The 26,403-nt window shown below is 75.0% G+C and carries 23 protein-coding genes; 9 read left to right on the top strand and 14 right to left on the bottom strand.

What is annotated here, in order from left to right:
• Positions 1–110: 110 nt before the first annotated feature.
• Positions 111–785, top strand: coding sequence for a hypothetical protein (locus tag ACZ6Z8_RS09340; RefSeq protein ID WP_465607809.1), 675 nt, complete (start codon positions 111–113; stop codon positions 783–785).
• A gap of 78 nt (positions 786–863) precedes the next feature.
• On the opposite strand, the gene ACZ6Z8_RS09335 is transcribed toward ACZ6Z8_RS09340, so the two are convergent.
• From ACZ6Z8_RS09335 to ACZ6Z8_RS09320, 4 genes are all read right to left on the bottom strand, one after another.
• Positions 864–2,024 carry an Mrp/NBP35 family ATP-binding protein gene (locus ACZ6Z8_RS09335; RefSeq protein ID WP_465607807.1) on the bottom strand — a complete coding sequence of 387 codons (1,161 nt, stop codon included), beginning with the start codon at positions 2,022–2,024 and terminating at the stop codon, positions 864–866.
• A 56-nt stretch (positions 2,025–2,080) separates the two neighbouring features.
• The gene (locus ACZ6Z8_RS09330; protein ID WP_465608421.1) at positions 2,081–2,659 is read right to left on the bottom strand and encodes a DUF1003 domain-containing protein; all 579 of its coding nucleotides are present in this window, start codon (positions 2,657–2,659) and stop codon (positions 2,081–2,083) included.
• Positions 2,660–2,708: 49 nt separating this feature from the next.
• Positions 2,709–3,995 (bottom strand): magnesium transporter MgtE N-terminal domain-containing protein, encoded by a 1,287-nt coding sequence (locus ACZ6Z8_RS09325; protein WP_465607805.1) that lies wholly within the window; start codon positions 3,993–3,995, stop codon positions 2,709–2,711.
• Positions 3,996–4,124: 129 nt separating this feature from the next.
• Entirely contained in the window at positions 4,125–4,664 is a 540-nt protein-coding gene (locus tag ACZ6Z8_RS09320; protein WP_465607803.1) for a hypothetical protein, read from the bottom strand.
• A 180-nt stretch (positions 4,665–4,844) separates the two neighbouring features.
• Here ACZ6Z8_RS09320 and ACZ6Z8_RS09315 point away from each other — a divergent pair, with 180 nt between their 5' ends.
• Positions 4,845–5,816 (top strand): DMT family transporter, encoded by a 972-nt coding sequence (locus ACZ6Z8_RS09315; RefSeq protein WP_465607802.1) that lies wholly within the window; start codon positions 4,845–4,847, stop codon positions 5,814–5,816.
• Positions 5,817–5,859: 43 nt separating this feature from the next.
• On the opposite strand, the gene corA is transcribed toward ACZ6Z8_RS09315, so the two are convergent.
• On the bottom strand, positions 5,860–6,981 hold the full coding sequence (gene corA, locus ACZ6Z8_RS09310) for a magnesium/cobalt transporter CorA (RefSeq protein WP_465607800.1): 1,122 nt from the start codon (positions 6,979–6,981) through the stop codon (positions 5,860–5,862).
• Between the two features lie 404 nt (positions 6,982–7,385).
• On the opposite strand from corA, the gene ACZ6Z8_RS09305 reads away from it, so the two are divergent.
• Positions 7,386–8,027 carry a suppressor of fused domain protein gene (locus ACZ6Z8_RS09305; protein WP_465607798.1) on the top strand — a complete coding sequence of 214 codons (642 nt, stop codon included), beginning with the start codon at positions 7,386–7,388 and terminating at the stop codon, positions 8,025–8,027.
• A gap of 87 nt (positions 8,028–8,114) precedes the next feature.
• On the opposite strand, the gene ACZ6Z8_RS09300 is transcribed toward ACZ6Z8_RS09305, so the two are convergent.
• From ACZ6Z8_RS09300 to ACZ6Z8_RS09280, 5 genes are all read right to left on the bottom strand, one after another.
• Positions 8,115–8,975, bottom strand: a complete 861-nt coding sequence (locus ACZ6Z8_RS09300) for a PHP domain-containing protein (RefSeq protein WP_465607796.1) — start codon at positions 8,973–8,975, stop codon at positions 8,115–8,117.
• A 61-nt stretch (positions 8,976–9,036) separates the two neighbouring features.
• Complete coding sequence (locus ACZ6Z8_RS09295) at positions 9,037–9,675, bottom strand: DUF6758 family protein (protein WP_465607794.1); 639 nt, start codon at positions 9,673–9,675, stop codon at positions 9,037–9,039.
• A gap of 330 nt (positions 9,676–10,005) precedes the next feature.
• The gene (locus ACZ6Z8_RS09290; RefSeq protein ID WP_380412455.1) at positions 10,006–10,164 is read right to left on the bottom strand and encodes a hypothetical protein; all 159 of its coding nucleotides are present in this window, start codon (positions 10,162–10,164) and stop codon (positions 10,006–10,008) included.
• Positions 10,165–10,544: 380 nt separating this feature from the next.
• Positions 10,545–11,420, bottom strand: coding sequence for an alpha/beta fold hydrolase (locus tag ACZ6Z8_RS09285; RefSeq protein WP_465607793.1), 876 nt, complete (start codon positions 11,418–11,420; stop codon positions 10,545–10,547).
• Positions 11,421–11,622: 202 nt separating this feature from the next.
• Positions 11,623–13,635 carry a DEAD/DEAH box helicase gene (locus ACZ6Z8_RS09280; RefSeq protein ID WP_465607791.1) on the bottom strand — a complete coding sequence of 671 codons (2,013 nt, stop codon included), beginning with the start codon at positions 13,633–13,635 and terminating at the stop codon, positions 11,623–11,625.
• Positions 13,636–14,335: 700 nt separating this feature from the next.
• Here ACZ6Z8_RS09280 and ACZ6Z8_RS09275 point away from each other — a divergent pair.
• A complete protein-coding gene (locus tag ACZ6Z8_RS09275) occupies positions 14,336–15,061 on the top strand; it encodes a ferritin-like fold-containing protein (RefSeq protein WP_465607789.1) in 726 nt (241 codons plus the stop codon).
• 42 nt (positions 15,062–15,103) lie between these two features.
• On the opposite strand, the gene ACZ6Z8_RS09270 is transcribed toward ACZ6Z8_RS09275, so the two are convergent.
• From ACZ6Z8_RS09270 to ACZ6Z8_RS09260, 3 genes are all read right to left on the bottom strand, one after another.
• Positions 15,104–15,430, bottom strand: coding sequence for a hypothetical protein (locus tag ACZ6Z8_RS09270; protein ID WP_465607788.1), 327 nt, complete (start codon positions 15,428–15,430; stop codon positions 15,104–15,106).
• 135 nt (positions 15,431–15,565) lie between these two features.
• Positions 15,566–15,793 carry a DUF3107 domain-containing protein gene (locus ACZ6Z8_RS09265; protein ID WP_402812354.1) on the bottom strand — a complete coding sequence of 76 codons (228 nt, stop codon included), beginning with the start codon at positions 15,791–15,793 and terminating at the stop codon, positions 15,566–15,568.
• A 134-nt stretch (positions 15,794–15,927) separates the two neighbouring features.
• The gene (locus tag ACZ6Z8_RS09260) at positions 15,928–16,587 is read right to left on the bottom strand and encodes a TetR/AcrR family transcriptional regulator (protein ID WP_465607786.1); all 660 of its coding nucleotides are present in this window, start codon (positions 16,585–16,587) and stop codon (positions 15,928–15,930) included.
• Positions 16,588–16,808: 221 nt separating this feature from the next.
• Between ACZ6Z8_RS09260 and ACZ6Z8_RS09255 the strand changes: the two genes are divergently transcribed.
• The 5 genes from ACZ6Z8_RS09255 (at position 16,809) to moeZ (ending at position 23,496) form a co-directional block, all read left to right on the top strand.
• A complete protein-coding gene (locus tag ACZ6Z8_RS09255) occupies positions 16,809–17,762 on the top strand; it encodes an alpha/beta fold hydrolase (protein ID WP_465607784.1) in 954 nt (317 codons plus the stop codon).
• Positions 17,763–17,998: 236 nt separating this feature from the next.
• Positions 17,999–19,879, top strand: a complete 1,881-nt coding sequence (locus ACZ6Z8_RS09250) for a DUF3492 domain-containing protein (protein WP_465607782.1) — start codon at positions 17,999–18,001, stop codon at positions 19,877–19,879.
• Positions 19,879–20,967, top strand: a complete 1,089-nt coding sequence (locus tag ACZ6Z8_RS09245) for a hypothetical protein (protein WP_465607780.1) — start codon at positions 19,879–19,881, stop codon at positions 20,965–20,967. Before ACZ6Z8_RS09250 ends, ACZ6Z8_RS09245 begins: the two co-directional genes overlap by 1 nt.
• Positions 20,968–21,066: 99 nt before the next feature.
• Complete coding sequence (locus ACZ6Z8_RS09240; RefSeq protein WP_465607778.1) at positions 21,067–22,074, top strand: NAD-dependent epimerase/dehydratase family protein; 1,008 nt, start codon at positions 21,067–21,069, stop codon at positions 22,072–22,074.
• Between the two features lie 243 nt (positions 22,075–22,317).
• Positions 22,318–23,496, top strand: coding sequence for an adenylyltransferase/sulfurtransferase MoeZ (gene moeZ, locus ACZ6Z8_RS09235; protein ID WP_465607776.1), 1,179 nt, complete (start codon positions 22,318–22,320; stop codon positions 23,494–23,496).
• 78 nt (positions 23,497–23,574) lie between these two features.
• Here the strand turns inward: moeZ and ACZ6Z8_RS09230 are convergent, their stop codons facing one another.
• Complete coding sequence (locus ACZ6Z8_RS09230; protein ID WP_465607774.1) at positions 23,575–26,289, bottom strand: flippase-like domain-containing protein; 2,715 nt, start codon at positions 26,287–26,289, stop codon at positions 23,575–23,577.
• Positions 26,290–26,403: the final 114 nt, after the last annotated feature.

The following is a 26,403-nucleotide window of genomic DNA, read 5'->3' as shown; positions in this document are numbered from 1 at the left end:
TCCGTCACATCCGCGTCCGCGCGGACCAGGAACGGCCCCCGGGAACGCCGAGGTGCGCCACCATGGGAGCGCGCCACGGCAGGCACACGTGCGTTTGAGGAGGCCCGGGGATGGACGCGACGAGTCAGGCGGGAGGGGCGACGGCCACGGCCGGCGGCCCGGTGGTCGGCGGGCAGGCCGGCCCGGCGGACCCGCTGCTGCCCTACCTGTCCGCCGATTTCCCCTGGTACGGACTGGACGAGGGCTGGACCGGCCGCCGCTTCCTGATGCAGGCCGGCGTCGGCGGCCCCCGCGCCGGGGCGGCCGGCGTCGACTACGGCACCCTCGGCCACGGCGACGAGCCGGCCAAGCAGTTCGAGCCGCGCGACGTGCGGAAGTTCGCCGTCGTGGTCACCGTGGCCCGCCGGGACAGCCGCCGCAGCGCCGACAACACCGGCACCCTGGAGGCGACCTCCGCCTCCTCCGCCGCCTGGCTGGCCGGCTCCGGCCTGCTCGCCGCGACCTGGCCCGGCCAACTGGACCGGACGCTGCGCCAGGACTGGCTGGACCAGCAGAGCACCCTCGCGTGGGACCTCGCGGACGACCTGGCCGGCCCCGGCTGGTCCACCCTCAGCCTGCCGGTCAACGGCCTGCCGCAGCCCTTCCGCTACCGCGAGTCCGAGTACGGCTGGGTGCTCGCGGGCGAGGCCCCCGGCGTGCTGCTCGGTGCCTACGGCCGGGGCGTCAGCGCCTACGGCATCGGCTTCTCCACCGTCCCGGACCTGGGCGGCTACACCCGGCCGTAGGGCGTGCCCGACGCGCCCTGCCGCCTGCGGACGCGCCGAGGGGCCGGGTGGTCACCACCCGGCCCCTCGGCGCGTCCGTCAGAACTTGTTCTTGGGCGTCAGCCCGAGCGACATCCCCGACAGCCCGCGCTGGCGGCCGCCGAGCTTGCCGGCCACGGCGCGCAGGGCGGCGCCGGCCGGGGAGTCCGGGGCGGCGAGCACGACCGGACGGCCGTCGTCGCCGCCCTCGCGCAGCCGGACGTCGATCGGGATCGAGCCGAGCACCGGCACGGTCGCGCCGACGGTGCGGGTCAGCGCGTCCGCGACGGTCTGGCCGCCGCCGGTGCCGAACACGTCGATCATCTCGTCGCAGTGCGGGCACGGCATGCCGGACATGTTCTCGATCACGCCGACGATCTTCTGGTGGGTCTGCACCGCGATGGTGCCGGCCCGCTCGGCCACCTCGGCGGCGGCCATCTGCGGGGTGGTGACGATCAGGATCTCCGCGTTGGGGACCAGCTGCGCCACCGAGATCGCGATGTCGCCGGTGCCGGGCGGCAGGTCCAGCAGCAGCACGTCCAGGTCGCCCCACCACACGTCGGCGAGGAACTGCTGGAGCGCGCGGTGCAGCATCGGGCCGCGCCAGACCACCGGGGCGTTGCCCGGGGTGAACATGCCGATCGAGATGACCTTCACGCCGTTCGCCTGCGGCGGCATGATCATGTCCTGGACCTGGGTGGGCCGGCCCTCGACGCCCAGCATGCGGGGCACGCTGTGGCCGTAGATGTCGGCGTCCACGACGGCGACCTTCAGCCCGTCCGCGGCCATCGCGGCCGCCAGGTTGACCGTCACCGAGGACTTGCCGACACCGCCCTTGCCGGAGGCGACGGCGTAGACCCGGGTCAGCGTGCCCGGCTTGGCGAACGGGATCTCCCGCTCGGGGGCGCCGCCGCGCAGCAGCTGGGAGAGCTCCTTGCGCTGCTCGTCGCTCATCACGTCGAGTTCGACCTCGACGCCGGTCACGCCGGCGACCTTGCCGACCGCCTCGCGGACCCGGGTGACGATGGTGTCGCGCATCGGACAGCCGGAGACGGTCAGGTAGACCGCGACGCGCACCGCGCCGTCCTCGGCGATCTCGACCGATTTCACCATGCCGATCTCGGTGATCGGGCGGTTGATCTCCGGGTCGTTGACGGTCGCCAGCGCCTGGCGTACGGAGTCCTCCGTGACGCCGGCCGCGACCTCTGTCTCGTTGGCCATGCCTTGATGGTACGGCGCCGGGCGAACTGCTTAACCGGTCGGTAGCGTGCCGCCGGTCACAAGGACTCGGAGGCGTCCCGTCGTTCGTCGATCTCCTTGAGCAGCGACTGGAGCTCGGAGCGGATGAAGTCGCGGGTCGCCACCTCGCCGAGCCCGTGCCGCAGGGCGGCGACCTCGCGAGCCAGGTACTCGGTGTCGGCGATGTTGCGGTCGCTGCGGGCCCGGTCCTGCTCCATGTTGACGCGGTCCCGGTTGTCCTGCCGGTTCTGCGCCAGCAGGATCAGCGGCGCCGCGTACGAGGCCTGCAGCGACAGCGCCAGGGTGAGGAAGATGAACGGGTACTCGTCGAAGCGCACACCGGCCGGCAGCAGGGTGTTCCACCCTATCCAGACGACGACGAACACCGTCATCCAGACGATGAACCGCCCGGTGCCGAGGAAGCGGGCGATCCGCTCCGACAGCACGCCGAAGGCCTCGGGGTCGTAGGACGGCAGGGTGATCAGGCCGGGGCGGGCGGTGCGCGGCTGGTCGAGCCGGGCGCGGTTGGAGCCGGTGATGGGGGAGGTCTCCAGGCGGTCCCGGCCGCCGCCGCGCTCGCGGGCGCGCAGTTCGCGCAGCTGGCGCAGCTCCCGCAGTTCGCCCTGCAGGCGCCGGCGCGCGGAGTCGCTCGGCCGTGCGTTGCGGTCACCGTCCACCGTGCAGCTCCTCTCCGTCGTCGTCCCCGGCCTGCAGCGCGGCGTCGCGCCAGTCGTCGGGCAGCAGGTGGTCGAGCACGTCGTCGACGGTCACCGCGCCGAGCAGGTGGTCGGCCTCGTCCACGACCGGCGCGGCCACCAGGTTGTACGTCGCCAGGTAGCTGGTGACCAGCGACAGCGGGGTGTCCGGCGGCAGCGCGTCCAGGTCGTCGTCCACCAGCTCGCCGACCAGGACGTACGGGGGCTCGCGCAGCAGCCGCTGGAAGTGCACCGCGCCCAGGTACTTGCCGGTCGGGGTCTCGTTCGGCGGCCGGCAGACGTACACCTGGGCGGCCAGCGCGGGCTTGTGGTCGCGGATCCGGATCCGGGCCAGCGCCTCGGCGACCGTCGCGTCCGGCTCCAGGACGATCGGCTCGGTGGTCATCAGACCGCCGGCGGTGTCCTCCTCGTAGGACAGCAGGCGGCGGACCGGCGCGGCCTCCTCGGGCTCCATCAGCCCGAGCAGCCGCTCGGCCTCGTCGCCGGGCAGCTCGGAGAGCAGGTCGGCGGCGTCGTCCGGGTCCATCGCCTCCAGGACGTCCGCCGCCCGCTCCTCCTGGAGCTTGCCGATGATCTCGACCTGGTCGTCCTCGGGCAGCTCCTCCAGGACGTCCGCGAGCCGCTCGTCGGGCAGCGCGGCGGCCACCTCGGCGCGGCGCTTGGCGGACAGGTGGTGCATCACGCTGGCGAGGTCGGCCGGGCGCAGCTGTTCGAAGGTGGCGAGGAGGTTGGCCGCGCCCTGGTCCTGCTCGGGCAGCGAGAAGCCGGTGACGTCCTGCCAGTCGAGGGTGAGCCGCTCGCCCTTGCCCTTGCGCAGCCGGGAGGCCCGGCCGACCTGGACGAAGACCTTGCTGACCTCCCACTCGCGCAGCCGGGTCTGCACCATGCCGACGTCCAGCACGGTGACGTCCTCGCCGGTCTTGGTCCAGGTGACGGTGCGGTCCAGCAGCTCCGCCAGCACCAGGGTCTCGGACGGGCGCTGCTCGAAGCGGCGCAGGTTGATCAGGCCGGTGGTGAGCACCTGACCGGACTCCAGGCTGGTCACCCTGGTCATCGGCAGGAAGATCCGGCGCCGGCCGACGACCTCGACCACCAGACCGAGCACCCGCGGCGGGCGCCCGCCCAGGCGCAGCGAGACGACCACGTCCCGGACCCGCCCCACCTGGTCGCCGTTCGGGTCGAAGACCGCGACGGCGGAGAGATGGGAGATGAAGACCCGGGTGCCTGGCCCTGCCATGAACTCCCTCGACTCGCTCGACTCCGTCCGGCATGCGCCGGGGCGCACGTTCGGCCAAGGCTACCCGCGCGGGGTACTCCCGGCCCGGTGGGGCACGTTAGCGGCGGCAGGCGTCCCGGGCGTGAACCTTTAGCGGCGCTTGAAGAGCAGTTTGGGCAGCCCGGCCGGGATCGGCCGTCGGGTGGTGGCCGGGGTGGGCATCGGCCGGGCGGCGTGCGAGCCGTCCGGCATCGCGCCCGGGCGCTCGGTCAGCGCACCGGCCGGCTGCAGCCGCAGCACCCGGCACTCGCGCGCCCAGCGCTCGGCGATCGCGTCGGTGTCCGGCGCGTTCAGCCGCTTGCCCTTGAGCTCCTCGACGGCGCCCAGCCAGGCCTCGCCGTTCGGCGCCAGCTCGACGACCTCGGCGCTCCAGCCGGTCAGCCGGCCGCCCTTGTCCTTGCTGCGCACGGTGACCACGGCCCCGGCGCCGGCGGTCAGGCCGTGCAGCGGCTGCTCGGCGCCCCCGCCGACCACCACCACCGCGCCGTCGTGCCAGGCGTGCCACAGCGGGCGGGCCTCGGACTCGCCGTCCGCGCGCACCCACAGCAGTCCGGACTTCTTCGCGGCCTCCTCCAGGAGGGCCTGGTCGAGGAAGTCGTCGGCGGTCGTGGCGGCGGAGTTGCGGTCCATGGCGCACAGCGTACGGGCTCCGGGCCCCGCCCGTCGGGCGGAGGTCCGCGCAGGCCGCCGGACGCCCGGCGAAGGGCCGTCGGACACCCGTCGGAAGCCCCCTCGGGTGTCCACGGAAGCCCCGGTGGACGTCTCAACCTCCGGGCGACAGTTCCATTGGCGGGCCACGGGCCTTACCGTATGACCGCCCGCCCCCGCGACCAGCTAAGGAGCGCCGTGCCCGCCGCCCGGCCCGCGACCGCCCCTGCCCCTGCCCCTGCCGGCGCCGCCGACCCGCGGCCCGCTCAGCCGCTCCCCACCCTCGACCTGCTGCTGCTCGCCGTCTCCATCGGCGGCATTTCGCTCTCCGGCCCGCTGATCTCCGCCACCGCCGCGCCCGCCCTGGCCATCGCCTTCTGGCGCAACGTCATGTCGGTCGGTGCGCTCGGCCCGTACGCGCTGCTGCGCCACCGGGCCGAACTGCGCGGGATCGGCCGGCGGGCGCTGCTGCTCGCGGTCGCCGCCGGGGCGCTGCTCGCGGTGCACTTCGCGCTCTGGATGCCCAGCCTGCGGATGACCTCGGTCGCCTCCGCCACCGCCCTGGTCACCACCACGCCGCTGTGGACGATCCTGCTGATGCGGCTGTTCGGTGTCCGCGCGCCGCGGATGGTCTGGCTCGGCACGGTCGTCGCCTTCGCCGGCGTGCTGGTGCTGACCGGCGTGGACCTCTCGATGTCCCCGCGCGCGCTGCTCGGCGACGCGCTCGCCCTCGCCGCGGGCCTGGCCGCGGCCGGGTACATGCTGCTGGGCGCCGAGGTCCGCCGGACCGTCAGCACCACCGCCTACACCCTGGTCTGCTACGCCACCACGGCGGTCGGCCTGCTGGTGATCTGCGTGGCCACCGGGACGCGGCTGTCCGGCTGGTCGGCCGGGGCCTGGTGGCAGATCGTGCTGCTGATGGTCACCGCGCAGCTGCTCGGGCACTCGCTGAGCAACCGGGTGGTGCGCAACCTCGGCCCGTCGATCACCTCCACCGCGATCCTGCTGGAGACCCCGGGCGCGGCCCTGATCGCCGCCCTGTGGCTCGGCCAGTGGCCCCCGGCGGCCGCCTACCCGGCGGTGGTGCTGATCCTGCTCGGCCTGGTCCTGGTCGCCCGCGGCGGGCGCCGGTAGACGGGTGCCGGTGGACGGGTGCCGGGGCCCGGACAGCGGCCGGCTACAGCCAGCCGTTGCGGCGGAAGCCCCGGTACATCCCGACGCAGATCAGCGCGATCGCGCCGAGGACCATCGGGTAGCCGTACTTGTGGTGCAGCTCGGGCATGTAGTCGAAGTTCATGCCGTACACGCCGGTGATCATGGTGGGCACCGCGAAGATCGCCGCCCAGGCGGTGATCTTGCGCATGTCCTCGTTCTGCGCCACCGACACCTGCGCCAGGTTCGCCTGCAGCAGCGAGTTCAGCAGCTCGTCGAAGCCGTGCACCTGCTCGGTGACCCGGGCCAGGTGGTCGGCGACGTCCCGGAAGTACTTCTGCATCTCCGGGTCCACCAGCCGCTGCAACGGCTCGGACAGCTGCTGCATCGGACGCAGCAGCGGCACCACCGCGCGCTTGAACTCCAGCACCTCGCGCTTGAGTTGGTACACCCGGCCGACGTCCGCGCTGCGCGCTCCCTTGGCCGAGAAGACGCCGTACTCGATCTCGTCCACGTCGTTCTGCAGGCGCTCGGCGACCAGCAGGTAGTTGTCCACCACGTGGTCGGCGATCGCGTGCAGCACCGCGGCCGGCCCCTTGGCGAGCAGCCCGGCCTCGTCCGCGTCCGCCTCCAGCCGGTGCCGCAGCTCCTGCAGCGAGCCGTGGCCGCCGTGCCGCACGGTGATCACGAAGTCCCGCCCGGCGAAGACCATCAGCTCGCCGGTCTCCACCACCTCGCTGGTGGGCGTGAGTTGGTCGTGCTCGACGTAGCGGATGGTCTTGAAGACGGCGAACAGGACGTCGTCGTAGCGCTCCACCTTGGGCCGCTGGTGCGCGTGCACCGCGTCCTCCACCGCGAGCGGGTGCAGGCCGAAGCGCTGGGCGATGCCCTCGAACTCGGCCTCGGTCGGCTCGTGCAGCCCGATCCAGCTGAACGACCCCTCACTGTCCGGGAGTTGGTGCGCCGCCTTGACCCGGCGGGCGGCCTCGCGCGGGCTGCAGGACTCCCCGTTGCGCCGGCCGTGCTGGTACACCGCGCAGTCCACGACCGCCGAGCCGCTGCCCTCCGGCACGGCGTCGTACGCCCCGGTGGCGCCCCGGCGGCGGTTGGTGCGGACGGCGGCACGCAGGCTGTTGATCATCGACATGGCAGGCTCCCTGGGAAGGAGCCGTCGCACGGCGGCGCGGAGGGGCCGCGGGGCAGAGCCGTGGTGCGACGGCGCGGAACACCGGTGAAGGGGACGAGGGGTGCTCTCCCGGCCGGTCCGTCCGCCGCCGAGCCGCGCCCGGGCCACTACGGCTGGATCAGCCGCCGAGGCCTGCGAGGCGAGGAATACGGGGAAGTCGGGGCCGGGCAGAGCTGCCGGTACTGCATGGTCGGCCGGTATCCACCGCAACCACCTCCTTCGCGCCGCCGCCCCGGGACGAACGATCCCGGTGGCCAATCACTCACCCTAACATCTGACCGAGCATCGGCACCCCCGGGTTTCCCGGCCCTTCGCCCGTACGCCCCCGCGCGGACGCCGGGGCCGCGCGGGTTACGCTCACCGGCATGGCGCACGACTTCCCGTCCTTCGGCGACCCCCACGGCGGCAGCTCCCCGGAACTCTCCCGGGAGGCGGTGCTGGCCGCCGTCGAGGCCCGGCTGATCACCACCTTCGGTGAGCCGAGCGGACGCGCCGCCGTCACCTTCCTCGGCACCGACCGGATCGAGGTGCTGCGCTTCGGCCCGGACGCCGAGGGCCTGGTCCGCTACGCGACGCTCGGGATGTCCGCCGCCCCGATGGCCGACCCGACCTCGCCGGTCGCCGACCAGCTGCGCGGACCGCGCGCCGAACTGGTGCTGACGGTGCGCGGCGGACGCGACGGCGTGCTGCGCAGCCTCGCCACCTTCGCCGCGACCCCCCAGGTCGAGGGCCTGGTGGTGGCCCCGGGCGGCTCGTTGGACCTCGGCGCCCCGCTGTGGGACGGCGCCCCCTTCACCTCGGTGCTGGCCGCCGAGCCGGGCGGCCTGGTCGAGGACCTGGAACTGGCCGAGCCCGCCGAGCCGGTGCGCTTCCTGCCGCTGCTGCCGATGACGCCCAACGAGGCGGGCTGGAAGCGGGTGCACGGCGCGGCCGCGCTCCAGGAGCGCTGGCTGGAGCACGGCACCGACCTGCGCGACCCGCAGCGCCGGGGCGTCAAGCTCGACTGACCCCGGGCCCGTCCGGGGTGGGGCGTACGGCCCCGTCGGCACGCCCTCGCGGCGCTCCGGTACGCCGGAGCGCCGCCCCACGCGCCGTCAGCGCACGATCGGCTTCGCGCCGGTGGCCTGGGCCAGCAGCGCCTCGTACACCTCCGGGTCGGTGGTGTGCTCGCCGAGCCGGACGGTCTTGCGGCCGCCGTGGTAGTCGCTGGAGCCCGTGACCAGCAGACCGAGGTCGCCCGCCAGACCGCGCAGCCGCCTCCTGGTCCCCTCGTCGTGGTCGGTGTGGTCCACCTCCAGCGCGGCCAGCCCGGCCGCCGCGAGGTCGGCGATCACCTGGTCCGGGACCGTCCGGCCGCGCTTGACCGCGCCGGGGTGGGCGAACACCGGCACCCCGCCCGCGGCCCGGACCAGCCGGACGGCCGCCACCGGGTCGGTCTCGTGCTTGCGGACGTCCGCCCGGCCGCCGTTGGCCAGCCAGTCCGGCGTGAAGGCGTCCGACACGGTGGCCACCAGGCCCGCCTCGACCAGCGCGCTGGCGATGTGCGGACGCCCGACCGAGCCGGCCCCGGCGATCCGCTGCACCTGTTCCCAGCTGATGTCCGCCCCGAGCTCCCGGCAGCGTTCGACGACCGCCCGGCCGCGCCGGAACCGGTCGGTGCGCACCAGCTCCCGCTCGCGCGCGAACTCCGGCTCCTCCGGGTCGAACAGGTAGGCGAGCAGGTGCATGCTGACGTCGTCCACCACGCAGGACAGCTCGGCGCCCGGGACGACGGCCAGCCGGGCGCCGTCCGCCAGCGCGTGCACCGCGTCGGCGGCCTCGGCCAGGCCGGCGACGGTGTCGTGGTCGGTCAGCGCGACCACGTCGAGGCCGGCCGCGACCGCCGCCGCGACCAGCTCGGCCGGGCTGTCGGTGCCGTCGGAGGCGTTGCTGTGGGCGTGCAGGTCGATGCGCACGGGGCGGACTCCTGGAAGCTCGTGGGTGCCGCCCAGGATAGGCCGTCCGGGTCTCCCGCGGTCAGCCCAGCAGCCGGGGGGAGAGCGCCCCGCAGGGCAGCAGGTCCAGTTCGGCGCCGGCCTCGCGCAGGTCGGTGAGCACCAGTTCGTCGTACATCACCAGGGCGGACTGCTCGGGCCAGGCGATCGCCCAGAGCCAGAGCCCGCGGGCCTCGCCGACGAACACCGCGCGGTCGACCGGGGCGTCCGGGACGTGGAACATCGGGGTGGGCCGCCCGGCGGCCATCAGCTTGGCGTCGGCGGGCTTGTACAGGCCGACCGAATCGCCCGGGTCCGGCCCGGGGAGTCCGGCGTAGCGGGCGCCGAGCCCGACCCCGAGCTCCTCGGCGACCAGCACCAGCTCGCCGAAGCCGCCGAGCGGGGCGGGCCCGGAGCAGGCGACGGCGGTGGCCCGGGCACCCGAGACGTCGTCGCCGACGTGGGCGATGCCGGTGTAGAGCCAGCCGACCGGGAGCGGCCAGGGCAGCCAGACGGGGACCTGCGAGCGGGCGACGGCGACACCCAGGGCTTCCACGCTCGGGGGCAGCACGGGCTGCATCGGGTGCACGGCTCCGTGCCGGTCGCACTGCCAGGTGTCCGAAAAAAGACCGGGGGCGCGGACCCGACCGGCGCACCTCGGGCAGCTTGGCTCGCCCCTCATAGCCGACAACGCTCCTCCCTCCGGACCGCCGCGTCAAGGACGATCACCCGTACGGACGGCTCGGCGGCACCTGTCGGTGCTGGACGACCGGCCGGCGCGGGTGGGGTGCGCGCGGGCGGCGGTTCCCGTTGGGGGATGTCCCGTGGCGGGTGGCGGCAAACGTCCGGGGATCGGGGCGGTGCCGGGTTCGGCCCGGGGCCGGACGCACTGACGCCCCGTCATCGGCGATCGCGGTGACGGGGCGTCAGTCGGGTATCGGTACGTCCGGATCGGACGCGCCCGGTTCGTCGGCGGCGGGTGAGGCCTCCCGGTCGGAGGCGCCGCGCCGGGTCAGACGGTCGGGCACGGGCGGATGAGCAGGCGTTCGCCGGTGCGGGCGGCGTCCTGGACGAACTCGCGGACGGTCTCGGCGTCGGCGATCACGCGGTCGGTCGCGGAGCCGTCGGCGTCGTCCAGTCGGAGGATCTCGAAGCGCATGGGCTTGGTCATGGGCGTCTCCTTTCCGGGCCCCGGCGTGCGGGGCGATTGCGGCTGAGTGGGTATCAGCCCTTTCGGGGTCCTGCGGATCCGGCGCTGGAGCCGGACCGGGCGGGTCGTACGTGCGGCGGTCTGCTGCGGCAAGGGCTCCCCCTGCTTGCCTGGTGCGTCCAATGCCTCGTGAACCACGGTGCCGTGGCGGTGCTACTGGGCCGTTGCCCGTCCGTAACGTCCGGGTTTCGCTGATCGGTACCCGGGTGCGGGCCGGCGATGATTCCCGGACAGAATCAAAGATTACCGTAACTAACGAATTTTGTCCTGCGCCAGGACCGGTCGGACTGCCGAAAGTGGTAGAGACCACTCCGGGTGGGTCTGCGGTCGGGCGGCGCCGCTCAGGCCCAGAACGCGGCCAGCGCCTCCGCGGTGGCGGCCGGCTGCTCGGCATTGGGGGAGTGGCCCGCGTCCGCGACGACCACCCGGCGGGCACCCAGCCGCTGCGCCATGCCGCTCTGCTCCGGCACCGGCCAGGCGTAGTCCCGCTCCCCGGACAGCACCAGCACCGGCAGTGCCCCGGCCGTCACCGCGGCCAGCTCGTCCACCCGGTCCGGCGCGGCCACCAGGTGCCCGCCGGTGACGGCCAGCGCCCGGGGCACGTTGGCCACCCAGCGGCGGTGCAGGAACTGCGCGACGGCCGGCTCCAGGACGGGCTTCGGCTCCCCGCCGCTCTCGTCCATCTGCCGCATCACCTGCCAGATCTCCTCCAGGCTCATCACCGGCAGGACGTCCAGCAGCAACTTGGTCCGGGCCGCCTCGGCCGGGTCGATCGGCCCCGGGCCGGTGGCCATCAGGGTCAGCGAACGCCACGGCAGCGGGCCCTCGGCGGCCGCCGCGAGCACCGCCTCCCGGACCACCTGGCCCCCGAAGGAGTGCCCCAGCAGGTGCAGGGGGCCGTCCTGCGCGAGCACGTCGGTCAGCGCCCGGACGTCGGCGCCCAGCGCGTCGACGGTGTACGCCGCGGGGTCGTCCGGCCCGCCGGTCTCGTACTGGCCCCGCTGGTCCACGGCCGTCACCCGGTACCCGGCGGCCGCCAGCGGTTCGAGCAGCGCGATGAAGTCCTCCTTGCTGCCCGTGAACCCCGGCACCAGCAGCGCCGACCCGCGCACCGGCCCGGCCGGCTCCGCCCGCAACGCGGCGAACCCGCCCCGCGCCGTCACCACGCGCTCCGCCCGGGCGCAGTCGGGCAGGGTCAGGAACGGCGGAGTACTCATGGACGGCTTCCTCCCGCGACAGGTGACGTCCCGAGCCTATGCCGTCCCGGCGCCGTGCCCCGCCAGCCGGGATGCCGGCACCGGGGCCCGTGTCGCGGCGGAGGGTCGCCCCGGGGCGGCCGGGGGCGGCCGGGGGCGGAAACGCCCGAGGGGGCGGAGCGGGTCGTCCGAACCCGGTCCGCCCCCTCGGGGGTGGGGTGTGTCAGCCCTCCGGAGTGGTCTCCGGGGTGGCCGCGGCCTTGCGGGCGCGGGTGCGCTTGCGCGGGGCCGGCACCTCGGCGGCCGGGGCCTCGGCGGCCGGGGCCTCCGGGGCGGTCTCGGCGACGGCCTTCGGCTTGCGGGTGCGGGTCCGGGTGGCCGGCTTCTCCTCGGCCGGGGCCTCGGTCGCCGGGGCGGCCTCGACGGCCTCCGCCTTGGGCTTGCGGGTCCGCGTCCGGGTGGCCTTCTTCTCGGCCGGGGCCTCGGCGGGAGCCTCGACGACCGCGGCCGCCTCGACGGCCTCCGCCTCGGCCTTGGGCTTGCGGGTGCGGGTCCGGCGCGGCTTCTCCTCGGCCGGGGCCTCGGCGGGAGCCTCGACGACCGCGGCGGCCTCGACGGCCTCCGCCTCGGCCTTGGGCTTGCGGGTGCGGGTCCGGCGCGGCTTCTCCTCGGCCACCGGCTCCGCCGCGACCACGGCGGCCGCGACGACCGCGGCAGCCTCGGCCACGACCTCCGCCGCGGACCCGGTCGCCACGGCCTCGGTCGCCACCGGGGCGGTCTCGCCCGCCCCGGCGCCACCGCGCGAGCGGCGGCGACGGCGGCGCGGAGCGGTGTCGCCCTCGGCGCCCTCGACGGCCGGGGCCGCCTCGGTCACCGCGGCGGCCGCGCCCTCGGCGACCTCCGCACCACGGCGGGTGCGGCGGCGCTCACGGGTGCGGCGCGGCTTCTCCTCCGCCGCCGGGGCCTCGACGGCCGGGCGGCCCGAGCCGTCGCGCCCGTCGCGCCCGCCACGGCCACCACGGCCGGAGCGGGAGCCCCGTCCGCCGGTCTCGCCGAGGTCCTCGATCTCCTCGGCGCCGAGCCCGGCCCGGGTGCGCTCCGAGCGCGGCAGCACACCCTTGGTGCCCTGCGCGATCTTCAGCAGCTCGTACAGGTGCGGCGAGGTGGAGTAGGTCTCCTCCGGCTCGTTGAACGGCAGGTCCAGCGCCTTGTTGATCAGCTGCCAGCGCGGGATGTCGTCCCAGTCGACCAGGGTGACGGCGGTGCCGGAGGCGCCGGCCCGGCCGGTGCGGCCGATCCGGTGCAGGTAGGTCTTCTCGTCCTCCGGGCACTGGTAGTTGATGACGTGGGTGACGCCCTCGACGTCGATGCCGCGGGCGGCCACGTCGGTGCAGACCAGCACGTCGACCTTGCCGTTGCGGAAGGCGCGCAGCGCCTGCTCGCGGGCACCCTGGCCGAGGTCGCCGTGGACGGCGCCGGCCGCGAACCCGCGCTGGGTCAGCTGGTCGGAGACGTCGGCGGCGGTGCGCTTGGTGCGGCAGAAGATCATCGCCAGCCCGCGGCCGTCGGCCTGCAGGATGCGCGAGACCATCTCGACCTTGTCCAGCGAGTGCGCACGGAAGATGTGCTGCTCGATGTTGGCGACGGTCGTGCCGGTGTCGTCCGGGGCGGTGGCCCGGATGTGGGTCGGCTGGCTCATGTACCGGCGGGCGAGGCTGATGACCTGGCCCGGCATGGTGGCCGAGAACAGCAGGGTCTGCCGCTTGGCCGGCAGCATGGTGATGATCTTCTCGACGTCGGGCAGGAAGCCCAGGTCGAGCATCTCGTCGGCCTCGTCCAGGACCAGCGCGCGGACCTTGGACAGGTTCAGCTTCTTCTGGCCGGCCAGGTCCAGCAGGCGGCCCGGGGTGCCGACCACGATGTCGACGCCCTTGGTGAGCGCCTCGACCTGCGGCTCGTACGCCCGGCCGCCGTAGACCGCGAGGACGCGGACGTTGCGGACCTTGCCGGCGGTCTGCAGGTCGTTGGTGACCTGGGTGCAGAGCTCGCGGGTCGGGACGACGATCAGCGCCTGCGGGAAGTCGGTGAGCTGCTCCTCGGTGGCCCGGCCGGCGTCCACGTCGGCGCGCACGGTGACCCGCTCGATCAGCGGGAGGCCGAAGCCGAGGGTCTTGCCGGTGCCGGTCTTGGCCTGGCCGATGACGTCGTGGCCGGTCAGCGCGACCGGGAGGGTCATCTCCTGGATCGGGAAGGGATGGACGATGCCGACGGATTCGAGCGCCTCGGCGGTCTCCGGGAGGATCCCGAGTTCCCGGAACGTCGTCTTGATGGGTTCAGCGGTGGTGGACAGGGTGCTGCCTCTTCCGTTTTCGGAGGGGCCGAGAGCGAGCGGCGGGCGGGCAGCCGCGCGGCTGCAATACGGGCCTGGCGGCCCTGATGACAGCTGCGCGGACGCACAACCGCGCCGGTCCCTGCGGCCGGCCGGTGCGCGCGGCCCGATGGCGGGGCGCGTCGCCGGCGGCGTCGGGGAGGGTTCCCGTGAGGGACCTGCGCGGGACCTCCGCCAGGTGGGCGTGGTCTCGGCGGCCCTCGCTCGGCCACTGATGCGGTGCCAAGGCTTGGGGTCCAAGCCATGGTCGGAGCCGATCGGCTCTCCGACCGGGCATCCGCGTACGTGAGTACCCGTGCCTCCGGTGCGGACACGTCCCGGGGGGACGGCGCCGCTTCGGAGCGGGCTCGTGCGGGTCACCGAGACGGCGGCGACACCGTGCGAACACGACGGGGCTCCGTACCACCATACAGTCAGGCGACGACTCGAACACGTGACGCGTCTGACATCGCCCCCGGCGACCGGCCCGGGACCGGCCGATCCGGCAGGTCACCCGGGTGTGCCGGGTGGCGGGGCGGGTGGCCGGGCGGGACTAAGGTGGCGGGTCATGGAGACCCATGGTGAGACGCAGGACGGCGCCGGCTCGATCGGCGACTGGGCCACGTGCTCGGCCGAGCCGGGCTACCGCGCGGCGGTGCTGGATCTGCTCGGCGCGCTCGCGTACGGCGAGCTCAGCGCCTTCGAGCGGCTCGCCGAGGACGCCAAGCTGGCGCCCGACCTCGCCGACAAGGCGGCGCTGGCCCGGATGGCCTCCGCCGAGTTCCAGCACTACCAGCGGCTGCACGACCGGCTCGCCGAGATCGGCGCCGACCCGCAGGAGGCGATGCGCCCCTTCGTCGAGCCGCTGGAGCTGTTCCACCGGATGACGGCGCCCTCGGACTGGCTGGAGGGCCTGGTCAAGGCCTACGTCGGCGACGCCATCGCGACCGACTTCTACCGCGAGGTGGCCGTCCGGCTGGACGACGACACCCGCGAGCTGGTCCTCGGCGTCATGTCCGACACCGGCCACGGCCAGTTCGCCGTCGACAAGGTCCGCCGGGCCATCGAGGCCGACCCGCGGGCCGGCGGCCGGCTCGCGCTGTGGGGCCGGCGGCTGATGGGCGAGGCGCTCAGCCAGGCCCAGCGGGTCGTCGCCGAGCGGGACGCGCTGTCCAACCTGCTGGTCGGCGGCGTCCACGTGCAGGGCTTCGACCTGGTCGAGGTCGGCAAGATGTTCAACCGGATCACCGAGGCGCACACCAAGCGGATGGCCGCCCTCGGCCTGGCCTCCTGAGCGACGGGCGCACCGGGCGCAGGGTCCGCCGAGCGGCGGGCCTCAGGCCGGCCGGTGCCGCCGCGGCGCGCGGTGGGCACCGGGCCGGTGCGGGTGGTGCCGGTGCGCCGGGGCCCGCCCGGCGGCGAGGTCCGGCCGGGCCAGCAGCGAGGTGAGCACACCCGCGGCCAGCGCCGAGAACGCGACCGCGACCACCGGGTGGCGCCCGCCCAGACAGAAGTGCGCGACCGCCCCGCCCAGCAGCGCCGCCGCCAGCGCCGTCCCCGCCACCGCCGGGCGGGAGGCCCGGAAGTACCCCGGCAGGGCCAGCAGCGCGACCGCGGCCGCGACCAGTCCGACCAGCGCGAAGACGATCGTTTCGACCAGCAAGGCGGCCTCCCGGGGGGACGGGCGTACGGCACCGGTGCCGTCCCTGTTCGCCGTACCCCGGCCGATCCGCCCGTACACACGACGGTGCCCCGCTCCCGGGAGGGAACGGGGCACCGAAGGATGAGCGGCGGCGCCTCAGAGGGTGCCGAAACCGACCTTGCGGGCGGCCTGCTCGCCGATCTCCACGTACGCCAGGCGCTCGGCCGGGACGATGACGCGGCGGCCGTGCTCGTCGGTGAGCGAGAAGAGCTTGCTGGAGCCCTCCAGCGCCTTCGCGACCGCGCTCTCGATCTCATCGGCAGTCTGCGAGCTCTCGATCACGATCTCGCGCGGCGCGTTCTGCACGCCGATCTTGACCTCCACGGCTTCCGTCCCTCCGGGGTTGCAGCCTCCACGCGCGGGCACCCGACCGCCTGGAACAAGCGTTCGCGGCGACCGCGCCGTACGGCTTCACCATAGAGCACCCGATCACCGCTCCGGCGAAGGTCAGCGGATCGTCAGCGCTGAGCGGAACCGTCCGCGGCGGCGTCGCCCGGGTGCATCGGGAAGCCCTTCAGGCCCCGCCAGGCCAGACTGGCGACCAGCCGCACCGCCTCGTCGCGCGGGATCTCCCGGCCCTGCGACAGCCAGTACCGGGCGGTGATCTGGGCCAGGCCGCACACCCCGGCGGCCAGCAGCTTGGACTCCGCCTCCGGCAGGTCGGTGTCCTCCTGGATCACCTTGCTGACCAGCGTCGCGCTCGCCTCGGAGGCCCGCTCCACCCGCTCGCGCACCGCCGGCTCGTTCGTCAGGTCCGACTCGAACACCAGCCGGAAGGCGCCCGACTCGCTGGAGACGTAGTTGAAGTACGCCTCCATCGTCGCGGCCACCCGCAGCTTGTTGTCGGTGGTCGTGCCCAGCGCCTCGCGGGTCGACTCGACCAGGGCGTCGCAGTGCTTGTCCAGCAGCGCCAGGTAGAGCTCCAGCTTCCCGGGGAAGTGCTGGTACAGCACCGGCTTGCTCACCCCGGCGCGGTCGGCGATGTCGTCCATGGCGGCCGCGTGGTAGCCCTGCGCGACGAACACCTCCTGGGCGGCACCGAGCAGTTGTTCACGGCGGGCGCTTCGCGGCAGGCGGGCACCGCGCGGGCGCTCCTGCGCCTCCTGGATGGCCGTCACGGCGCTCCTCACTTCGGACTTTTTCGGGGCTGGCAAGAGGGCCGATTCTACTTTTCGGTCATCGCGTCCGCGTCCCGCGGAGGCGAGAAAAGCTGCCCGGCCCCTTGTCAGGAGCCCACAATACGGCGCTGACCTCGGCCTCGGCAGTGGTGTGACGAGGGATGGGACAGCCGCACCACCCCGCACCGCCCCAGGTCCGGGGCTCACTACCATCGTCCACCATGAGCAGCGCTGAGCAGCAGGTACGAACGGTCGAGGTCCCCGGCGCGGTGCTCGCGGTGCACCGGCCCGCCGGGGCGCCCCGGATCGCCGCCGACGGCGCCGACGGGCGCGAGCCCGGGCTCTTCGTGCACGGACTCGGCGGCTCGGCCGCCAACTGGACCGCCCTCATGGACCGGCTCTCCGGCCTCGTCGACGGCGAGGCCGTCGACCTGCCCGGCTTCGGCCACTCCGACCCGCCCGCCGACGGCAACCTCAGCCTCTCCGGCCACGTCCGCGCCGTCATCGGCTACCTGGAGGCCTCCGGCCGCGGCCCCGTCCACCTGTTCGGCAACTCGCTCGGCGGCGCCGTCGCCGTCCGCCTCGCCGCGCTGCGCCCCGACCTCGTCCGCACCCTCACCCTGGTCTCGCCCGCCCTGCCCGAACTGCCCCCGCAGCGCACCGCCTGGTCCACCGCCCTGCTCGCCGTGCCCGGCGTGCCCGCGCTGCTGCGCCGACTGCCCGGCGGCCGGCGCGACGCCGAGGCGGCCGCCGAGGACCTGCTGCGCCTGGTCTACGGCGACCCGGCCGGCCTGAGCGCGGTCGCCCGGGCCGAGGCGGTGGCCGAGTACCGGCGCCGGACGGAGCTGCCGCACGCGATGACGGCCCTGGTCGGCTCGGCCCGCGGCATCGTCTCCGCGTACACCGAGCGCGGCGACCAGGCGCTGTGGCGCCAGGCCGAGCAGGTCACCGCGCCGGTGCTGCTGGTGTACGGGCTGCGCGACAAGCTGGTCGCCTACCGCTCCGCCCGCCGGGCCTGCGCGGCCTTCGCCGACGCCCGGCTGCTGGTGCTTCCCGAGTCCGGGCACGTCGCGATGATGGAGCACCCCGACGCGGTCGCCCGGGCCGTGCGCGAGCTGATCGCGGCCGGCGCCCGCCGAGCGGGCGGGGAGACCTCCGCGTATAGCGCCCGCTAACGCCCCGGTTCCGGGCGAGGTCACGGCGGTTCACTCGTTCAGGTGGCACGCAGGCATGTGAGCGATGGGTGACCGGAGGCCGGTCCTACCGTTCTGCTGCCGGACCGAACAGGTGTGGGGGAGAGCCGCAGACACCGGACCACTCGGTGGGTGGCGGGCAACAGCACGGGTCCCGGCGTACGGCCCCGCGGCTCCGGTAGCCCCTCGGAGGGGGTAGCAACCAGAGGAGGTCTCCCGTGCGCGTCGCCCTGCTCACCGAGGGTGCCCGTCCGCATCCCGACCGTGGCGCCGGAGCCTGGTGCGACCGGCTGGCCGAGGGCATGCCGGAGCACGAGTTCGAGCTCCACCTGCTGACCGGCCCGGCCGGCCTCGGGCCCGTCCGGCGGCTCTCGCCCGCCTGGCGGGGCGCCCACGACCTGGCGCTGTGGGGCCCCCGCCCGCGCGGCCGGGCCCCCGGGGCGCTGCGCAGACGCCAGTACGCCCGGGCGTACGAGGAGCTGGTGCGGGCCCTGGTGCTGCCGGGGGAGCGGGCCGGCTTCGGGGCCGGGCTGTACCGGCTGGCCGCGCTGGCCCGGGAGGACGGGGGCACCCTGCCCGCCTTCCTCGCCTCCGACCACGCCCGCCGCGTGCTGGAGCGGAGCTGGCGGCTGCCCGGCGCCGACACCTCGGCCGGACAGCCGCTGGTCCGCGACGTCCTGGTCGCCGCCGACCTGCTGGAGCAGTGCCTGCGCCCGCTGTCCGCGCCCTGGTACGGCACCGGGCCCGGCGGCCTCGGCGGCGCCGACCTCTGCCACGTGGTCGGCGGCGGCCCCGCCGCGCTGCCCGCCCTGGTCGCCCGGCACCTGCACGGGGTGCCGTTCGTGCTCACCGAGCACGGACTGCACCTGCGCGAGCAGTACCTCGGCTACCCGCCCCGAGCCGAAGGGGGCGCCGGTGCCGAAAGCGAGGAGCGACAAGCGAGGGACGAGTGCCGGAGCGACGACCGTCGGCATCGGGTTCGCGCGCCCGGAGGCGAGCGGGCGAGTCACGAGGCGCCGTACCTCCCCCAGCCTTCGGCCGGGGGGACCCCCACGCCGGTCCGGGCGCTGCTGCTGTCCTTCTTCCGGGCGCTCACCGAGGAGACCTACCGGCAGGCCGCGATACTCACCCCGGGCAGCGCCCACGACCAGCAGTGGCAGCGCCGCTGCGGGGCCGATCCGGCGCGCACCCGGGTGGTGTACGAGGGCACCCCGGCCGTGGACCGCCCGGCGGCCGGAGCGGAGCCCGCGCGGCCGACCCTGGTCTGGGCGGGCGCGCTGGAGCCCGGGCGCGACACCGAACTGATGCTGCACGCCTTCGCCCGGGTCCGGGCCGAACTGCCCGCGGCGCGCCTGGTGGTGCACGGCGAGGAGACCGCCCCCGGCTACCTCGCGCACTGCGCGGCGGTCGCCGAGCGGCTGGGGGTGGCCGGGGCGGTCGACTTCGCCGGGCGGCCCGGCTCGCTCGCCGAGGCCTGGCAGGGCGGCACCCTCGCCGTCTTCTCCGCGCTCTCCCAGCGCAGCCCCCGGCTGCTCGTCGACGCCATGCTCAGCGGCCGCGCGGTGGTCGCCACCGACGTCGGGGTGGCCCGCGAGGTGGTCGGCCCGACCGGACTGCTGGTGCCCGCCCGCGACCCGCGCGCCCTGGCCGGGGCCTGCCTGGCCCTGCTGCGCGACGAGGAGCGGCGCTCCCGGCTCGGCCTGGCGGGACGGCTGCGGGCGCAGGAACGCTTCGCCGTCGAGCCGGTGATCGGCGCCTTCCGGGAGATCTACCTGGAGCTGGTCTCGCAGTATCCCGCCTTCCCCGAGGGCGGCGGCGCAGGCGAGGGCGGCCGGACCCCGCGCCCGTTCGCCCGCCCCGCCGAGTACTGGCTCGCCGACGGCCCGCGCGGCCGGGACGGGCAGGACGAGCCGACCGACGGGGCCGACGGGGACGACCGGGCTGACCGGGCTGACCGGGACGACCGGGCCGACCCGGACGCCGGGGACTCCGGGCCGCCCGACGACGGGCCCGGGCAGCCGGTCGGCCTCGGGACCACCGCCGGAGCCCGGCCCGGGCCGACGAGACCCGCCGGCCCGGCCTTCGCGGAGGCCGTCTGATGCCCGGCCCGGCGGTCGGCGGCGCCAGCGCCGACCCGGTGCGCGAGGTGATGGCCCAGCACCGGGAGCTGTGCGAGCGCGCCGTCGACCCGCTGGAGATCGCCGCCGGGCTGGAGGAGGCCGGTTTCGGCCCCGAGGCCGCCGCGCGCTGCCGGCACACCGACCTGTTCTCGCTGGCCGAGGAGCTGTACGCGCGGGTGCCCCGGCGGCCGCCGGGGCCGGAGCCGTCCGAGGAGCGGCGGGACGGGGCCGCCGGACGGGCGGCGCTGACCGCCGCCGCGCTGGCGGTGCTGCCCTGCGCCGGGGTGGTGGCGCTGGGCGCCCGCTGGCCGGTGCTGCTGCCCGCCGCCGTCCCGCTGGTGCTGCTGCCGGCGCTGACCGCGCCGCCCCCGGCCAAACCGGGCCCGGCGCCGTGCGGAGCGGCCCGTTCGGCGGAGCTCGGTCCGCTGCGCGCCCCGGTCGGGCCGGCCGGCTCCCGGTGGCGTCCCGCCGCGCTCGGGTACGGGCTGGGCCTGGCCGCGCTGCTGCTGCTCCCGCTGGTGGCGCCGGGCGCGGACCGGCCGCTGGCCGCCGCGCTGGTGCCGGCCGCCGCCGCGTCGGCGGGCGCGGCCGAGCGGGCGGCCCGCTGGTACCGCCGGGTCGGCCTGGGGCACCTCGGGGCGGCCCGCACGCTGGCCGAGTTCCGGGCCCGGATGCGGCCGGTGCTGCCGGTCGCGGTGGCGCTGCACCTGGCGGTGCTCGGGGTGCTGACCTACGCCGCGCTGGCCGTGCTCGCGGTCGTCGCGCCGCGGCCCGGGCCCGGCCACGGCGGCGGGCTGCTGCATCTGGCCGCCGAACGGGCCGGCGCCACGGCGTGGGCGGCGCAGGGCGTGCTGGGCCTGCTGCTGGTGCTGCCCGCGCTGCTGGCGCGCTGCGGCCGGTCGGCGGCTGCCGCGCTGGGCGCCGTGGCCGGCCCCGCCGCCGCGGCGGTGCTGCTGGCGCTGGGCCGCCCCTGGCCGTCGGCCGTCCTGCTGGGCGGTGGAGCGGTCGCGGCGGTGCTGCTGGCCCACGGCTGGGCGGTGCTCGGCCGGGCCGGCTCGCACCGGTGAGCCCGGCCCGGTGAACCCCTGTCCGATCTCGTTCGCTGTTCTCGCTGTTTTCAGTCCGCCAGGTCGTCCCCGACCTCGCTTCGTGGAAGGACGCCCCCGATGAGGGTGCTGCTGCTGGGCGCCGACGGCTTCATCGGCCGCCGGGTGACCGATCGTCTGCTGATGGACCAGGAGTTGCAGGTGGCGGTGCTCGGCCGGCGCGACTCGGCCGACATCCGCTTCGACCTGACCACCGGGAGCCCGGGCGCGCTGGCCCGCTTCCTGGACGCGGTCGCGCCGCAGGTGGTGATCAACTGCGCGGGCGCCACCTACGGCAGCTCGCGGACCCTGATCCGGTCGAACACGCTGGCCGTCGCGACGGTCTGCGAGGCGATCCGGCGCAGCCGGGAGCCGGCCCGGCTGGTGCACGTCGGCTCGGCCGCCGAGTACGGGCCGGTCCCCGGCGGGGTGCCGGTGTCCGAGCAGGCCGAGCCGCGGCCGGTCGGCCCGTACGGGGTGTCCAAGCTGGCCGGGACGGAGCTGGTGCTGGCCTCCGGGCTGGACGCGGCGGTGCTGCGGGTGTTCGACGTGGTGGGCCCGGGGGCGCCGACGGCCTCGCTGTTCGGGCGGCTCGCGGAGGGCCTGCGGCGGGCGCTGGAGCGGGACGAGAACCAGGTGCGGATGCCGGACCTGTCCGGATACCGGGATTTCGTGGACGTGCGGGACGTCGCGCGGGCGATCCAGGCGGCGGCGGTCTCGGCCGCGACCGGGGTGATCAACGTGGGCAGCGGGCACGCCGTGCGGGCCCGGGACGCGGCCCAGCTGCTGGTCCGGGCGTCGGGCTTCGAGGGGTCGATCGTGGAGGAGAACCGGCAGGTCCTGCTGCCCGCGCAGGTCGGCGGGCAGGGCGGCGACCACCTGCCGGGCCACGGTCACCAGTCGGGGCAGTACCTGCCGGGCCACCGGGCGGAGGAGCGGCGCCCGGACGGCCGGCCCGCCCCGGGCGAGCCGGTGCCGTGGCGGCAGGCGGACGTGCGCACCGCCCGGGACCGTCTCGGCTGGCGGACACAGGTGCCGCTGGAGGAGTCGCTCGGCGACGTCTGGCTGGAGACGGCCTGCCGGGTCTGAGGCCGGCCGGTCGCCGCCCGGTGGCGCCCCGGGCCCCGGAAACACCGGGCCCGGGGGCGCCCTGAGCGGCCCGGCGGCCGGTTCCACGATCCGGCGCGGCCCGTCTCGCCCTTCGGACGGGCTGTCTCGGAATACCGGAGGGGCGTGACACTGTTGGCCCAGAGAGCCACCCGCGTGGCGGAGCTTCAACCCCGTCCGAGGCTGGCCCTTGGCCACCTGAACAAGACACCCATCGGAGTCCCCGTGTCGTTGCCACCCCTGGTCGAGCCGGCCGACGAGCTCACCGTTGACGAGGTCCGCAGGTACTCCCGCCACCTGATCATCCCGGACGTCGGGATGGCCGGGCAGAAGCGGCTGAAGAACGCCAAGGTGCTGTGCGTCGGCGCCGGTGGCCTGGGCTCGCCCGCGCTGCTGTACCTGGCCGCCGCCGGTGTCGGCACGCTGGGCATCGTCGAGTTCGACGTGGTCGACGAGTCGAACCTGCAGCGCCAGGTCATCCACGGCCAGTCGGACGTCGGCCGCTCCAAGGCGGAGTCGGCCCGCGACTCGGTCAAGGAGATCAACCCCTACGTCGACGTGGTGCTGCACGAGGAGCGCCTCGACAACTCGAACGTGATGGAGATCTTCTCCGGCTACGACCTGATCGTGGACGGCACCGACAACTTCGCCACCCGCTACCTGGTGAACGACGCCGCGGTGCTGCTCGGCAAGCCGTACGTGTGGGGCTCGATCTACCGCTTCGACGGTCAGGCCAGCGTGTTCTGGGCCGAGCACGGCCCCTGCTACCGCTGCCTCTACCCGGAGGCCCCGCCGCCGGGCATGGTGCCCTCCTGCGCCGAGGGCGGCGTGCTGGGCGTGCTGTGCGCGTCCATCGGCTCGATCCAGGTGAACGAGGCGATCAAGCTGCTGGCCGGCATCGGCGACCCGCTGGTCGGCCGGCTGATGATCTACGACGCCCTGGAGATGAACTACCGCCAGGTGAAGGTCCGCAAGGACCCGAACTGCGCCGTCTGCGGCGAGAACCCGACGGTCACCGAGCTGATCGACTACGAGGCCTTCTGCGGCGTCGTGTCGGAGGAGGCGCAGGCCGCCGCCGCCGGGTCGACCGTCACCTCGCAGCAGCTCAAGCAGTGGCAGGACGACGAGGAGGACATCTACCTCATCGACGTCCGCGAGCCCGGTGAGTACGAGATCGTCAACATCCCCGGTGCGGTGCTGATCCCGAAGAACGAGTTCCTCATGGGCGACGCCCTGGAGAAGCTGCCGCACGACAAGAAGATCGTGCTGCACTGCAAGTCGGGCGTGCGCTCGGCCGAGGTGCTGGCCGTGGTCAAGGCCGCGGGCTTCGCCAACGCCGTCCACCTGGGCGGCGGCGTGCTCGGCTGGGTGAACCAGATCGAGCCGCACAAGCCGGTCTACTAGGCGACCGTTGCACGGAGGAGGGCCCCACCGCTCGGCGGTGGGGCCCTCCTCCGTTCGACCCCCGTGCCGGCACGGGGCTCAGAGCGCGTGCCTGCGCTGCAGCACGTTGTAGGCGATCCAGCCCGGCAGCACCGGCAGCCAGAAGGTCAGCGCCCGGTAGAGGAAGACCGCCGGGGTGGCGACCGCGGGGGAGACGTCCGCGACGGTCAGCGCGCCGATCAGGGCGACCTCGACCGGGCCGATGCCGCCCGGGGTGGGGATCGCCGAGCCGGCCGCGTTGGCGGTCAGGAAGACCACCGCGACGGCCGAGAAGCTGACGTCGCCGCCGAAGGCCTGCACCGAGAAGTCCAGGCAGGCGGTGAAGGAGAGGGTCAGCAGCAGGATGCCGCCGAAGCCGGTGACCAGCTTGCTGGGCGTCTGCATCAGGTCGAGCATGCGCGGCACCACGCCGAAGAACAGCGAGCGCAGCCGGCCCAGGACGAAGCGGCGCAGCGGTGCGACCGCGGCCACCACCAGGGCGAGCACCGCGGCGGTCAGCACCCCGATGATCACCGCCCGGGAGGCGGAGAGGTCGCCGTTGGTCTGGCTGCCGGTGATCAGGCCGAAGCTGAACAGCAGCAGCAGGTGCCCGGCCAGGCCCGCCAGCTGGGAGGCGCCGACCGAGGCGACCGCCTGGCCGGAGCGGATGCCGGCCTTCTGCAGGTAGCGGGTGTTGAGCGCGATGCCGCCGATCGCGGCGGGGGCGACCAGCTTCACGAAGGAGCCGGCCAGCTGGGCCGCGACGGTGCGCCGGAACGGCAGCCGCTCGGGGACGAAGCCGGTCAGGCTCATCGCGGCGGCGACGTAGCTGAACGCGGCCGCCAGCAGGGCCGCCGCCGCCCAGGCCCAGTTCATCTGGGAGAGCTTGAGCTGGGCGGGCTTGATGGTGGTCAGCGCCAGGTAGGCGGCGAAGGTGAGCGCGATCACCATGATCAGGCTCTTCGGCTTCAGCCGCTCCAGCTTGGCCGGCTCCATCGGCGCCTCGGGGGCGATCTGCAGGATCTGGCCGCGGATGCGGCTGAGCAGGTCCTCGCCGGCCGCCGCGATGTCCTCCTCGGCCTGCTCCTGGGTGCGCTCGCCGGCCGCGACCTGCTCCAGGGCCCTGGCTCGGGCGGCGGCCTTGCGCTCCTTGGTGAGCTTGGCGAGGTCGATCCGGGTGGAGCGGCTCATCCCGACCGGCTGGAGCAGCGGCAGCGCCTGGGCGACCCGGTCCGCGCCGAGCACCGCGTTGGCGGTGGCGACGGCCCGCTCGGGGCCGATCCGCAGCGCGAAGGTGGTCAGCAGCTGGGCGACGTCGATGCGCAGCGTCAGGTCGGTGGCGGCGATGTCCCCGCCGGAGAGGTTGACCAGGCAGGCCGCCTTTTCGTCCACCACGAGCAGCGACTCGCCGGTCAGCCGGCGGTGGGCGATCCGGCGCTCGTGCAGGGCCGCCACCGAGCGCCACAGCGAGGCCATCACCAGGTCGGTGACCTCCTCGTCGGCGAGCTCGTCGAGGGTCCGGCCCTCGACGTTCTCGTACACCAGGATCGCGGCGTCCGGGCCCAGCTCCGAGGTGGCCACCAGCTGCGGCGCGTGGGCGCCCGAGGCGGCCGCCGCGTACGCGATCAGGGCCTCCTGCTCCAGCGCCTGGCGCAGCGACTGGGGGCTGCGGCGCACCGCGACCGAGCGCAGTCGCAGCCGCCGCCAGGCCCGGTAGAAGAAGCCGGAGGCCTGCTGCTCGCGGTCGATGATGTGGACGTCCAGCGGCGGGCCGTCCTGCTGGGTGACGTAGTAGCGCCGGGTGCCGCCGGGGGCGTCCGGGGCGCGGTGGGCGGCGTCCGGGGTGAAGCCGACCTTGCGCAGGCCGATCATCAGGTGCTGGCCGGTGGGCCGGATGTTGGGGGAGCCGATCGCGTACAGGGTGCCGTACGCGACGGACCAGCCGATCAGCACGGTGAGCATCAGCGACAGCGGGGTGGTGTAGCCGCCGAGCAGCTCGGTGACCCCGCTGAAGACCACCACCACCCACAGGGCCACCCGCCAGCGCGGTCTGCTCGTCATGCCGACGGCGGTCATGTAGGCGATCACCGGGGCGAGGTAGCCGTGCACCGGGTCGGTGAGGGTGCTGTTGCTGTCCAGCGGCAGCCGGGTCAGCGCGTCCCGGATGTGCATGGAGGCGCCCTCGGCCACCCACCAGTCGATGCCCAGCGAGACGCCGTAGGCGAGCACCGAGGCGAGCACGCCGTCGGCGACCCGCAGGCCGTCGCGTTTGATCAGCCGCTCGACCGCGAAGGCCAGCGGCACGGCGAGCACCGCGACGCTGGAGACCAGGCCGGTGATGGTGGACAGCACCGCCGAGAAGTGCGGCGCGTTGGTGGCGATGTCCTGCTCGATGCCGGTGGTCGTCGAGGTGGCGATGCCGGCCAGGACGAAGACGGCGACTATCCCGAGGACTCCGGCCAGGAAGCGGATCAGGTCGGACGGGCGGTGCGCGCGGGCGGCGAGCAGCGGCTCGTCGACGTCCAGGTGCGGGGCGTCGTCCAGCGGGTCGTGGTACTCGGTCCGCGGGGCGGGCGGCGCGGCGGGGGGCTGCGGCTGGGACTCGGGGGCCTTCTCGGGCGTGGGGGTCTTGATCGTCAGGTCCTTGATCAGGGAGACTTCCGGCGTCGGCCCGTCCCCGGGCCGCCCTTCGGACTCGTCACCGGGAGCCGGAGGCACGGCGGAGCCGGACTCGTCGGAGTCCCTGTCCACGCCCACGTCAGCCGTCCCGGTCATCTGGTCTTGTCCTCGTATCACCACTCACCGCCCCGAAGATGGTGGCATGCCCCGGCCCCCCGTGCTGGACAGGGGCCGGATCGGGCGCGGCGGGTTGTTCGTACGGGGCCGCGC

This window comes from Kitasatospora sp. NPDC101108 (assembly GCF_055584725.1).
This window is presented reverse-complemented; position numbering and strand designations above follow the sequence as displayed.

Bases quoted from the DNA above. Each gene is read 5' to 3' on its own strand.
- ACZ6Z8_RS09320 (WP_465607803.1), bottom strand. From the start codon at position 4,664: ATGGACCGCAACTCCGCCGCCACGACCGCCGACGACTTCCTCGACCAG.
- ACZ6Z8_RS09285 (WP_465607793.1), bottom strand. From the start codon at position 11,420: ATGAGTACTCCGCCGTTCCTGACCCTGCCCGACTGCGCCCGGGCGGAG.
- ACZ6Z8_RS09290 (WP_380412455.1), bottom strand. From the start codon at position 10,164: ATGACCAAGCCCATGCGCTTCGAGATCCTCCGACTGGACGACGCCGAC.
- ACZ6Z8_RS09240 (WP_465607778.1), top strand. From the start codon at position 21,067: ATGAGGGTGCTGCTGCTGGGCGCCGACGGCTTCATCGGCCGCCGGGTG.
- ACZ6Z8_RS09305 (WP_465607798.1), top strand. From the start codon at position 7,386: ATGGCGCACGACTTCCCGTCCTTCGGCGACCCCCACGGCGGCAGCTCC.
- ACZ6Z8_RS09325 (WP_465607805.1), bottom strand. From the start codon at position 3,995: ATGGCAGGGCCAGGCACCCGGGTCTTCATCTCCCATCTCTCCGCCGTC.
- ACZ6Z8_RS09335 (WP_465607807.1), bottom strand. From the start codon at position 2,024: ATGGCCAACGAGACAGAGGTCGCGGCCGGCGTCACGGAGGACTCCGTA.
- corA (WP_465607800.1), bottom strand. From the start codon at position 6,981: ATGTCGATGATCAACAGCCTGCGTGCCGCCGTCCGCACCAACCGCCGC.
- ACZ6Z8_RS09255 (WP_465607784.1), top strand. From the start codon at position 16,809: ATGAGCAGCGCTGAGCAGCAGGTACGAACGGTCGAGGTCCCCGGCGCG.
- ACZ6Z8_RS09340 (WP_465607809.1), top strand. From the start codon at position 111: ATGGACGCGACGAGTCAGGCGGGAGGGGCGACGGCCACGGCCGGCGGC.
- ACZ6Z8_RS09275 (WP_465607789.1), top strand. From the start codon at position 14,336: ATGGAGACCCATGGTGAGACGCAGGACGGCGCCGGCTCGATCGGCGAC.
- ACZ6Z8_RS09245 (WP_465607780.1), top strand. From the start codon at position 19,879: ATGCCCGGCCCGGCGGTCGGCGGCGCCAGCGCCGACCCGGTGCGCGAG.
- ACZ6Z8_RS09315 (WP_465607802.1), top strand. From the start codon at position 4,845: ATGACCGCCCGCCCCCGCGACCAGCTAAGGAGCGCCGTGCCCGCCGCC.
- ACZ6Z8_RS09280 (WP_465607791.1), bottom strand. From the start codon at position 13,635: ATGACCCTCCCGGTCGCGCTGACCGGCCACGACGTCATCGGCCAGGCC.
- ACZ6Z8_RS09295 (WP_465607794.1), bottom strand. From the start codon at position 9,675: ATGAGGGGCGAGCCAAGCTGCCCGAGGTGCGCCGGTCGGGTCCGCGCC.
- ACZ6Z8_RS09230 (WP_465607774.1), bottom strand. From the start codon at position 26,289: ATGACCGGGACGGCTGACGTGGGCGTGGACAGGGACTCCGACGAGTCC.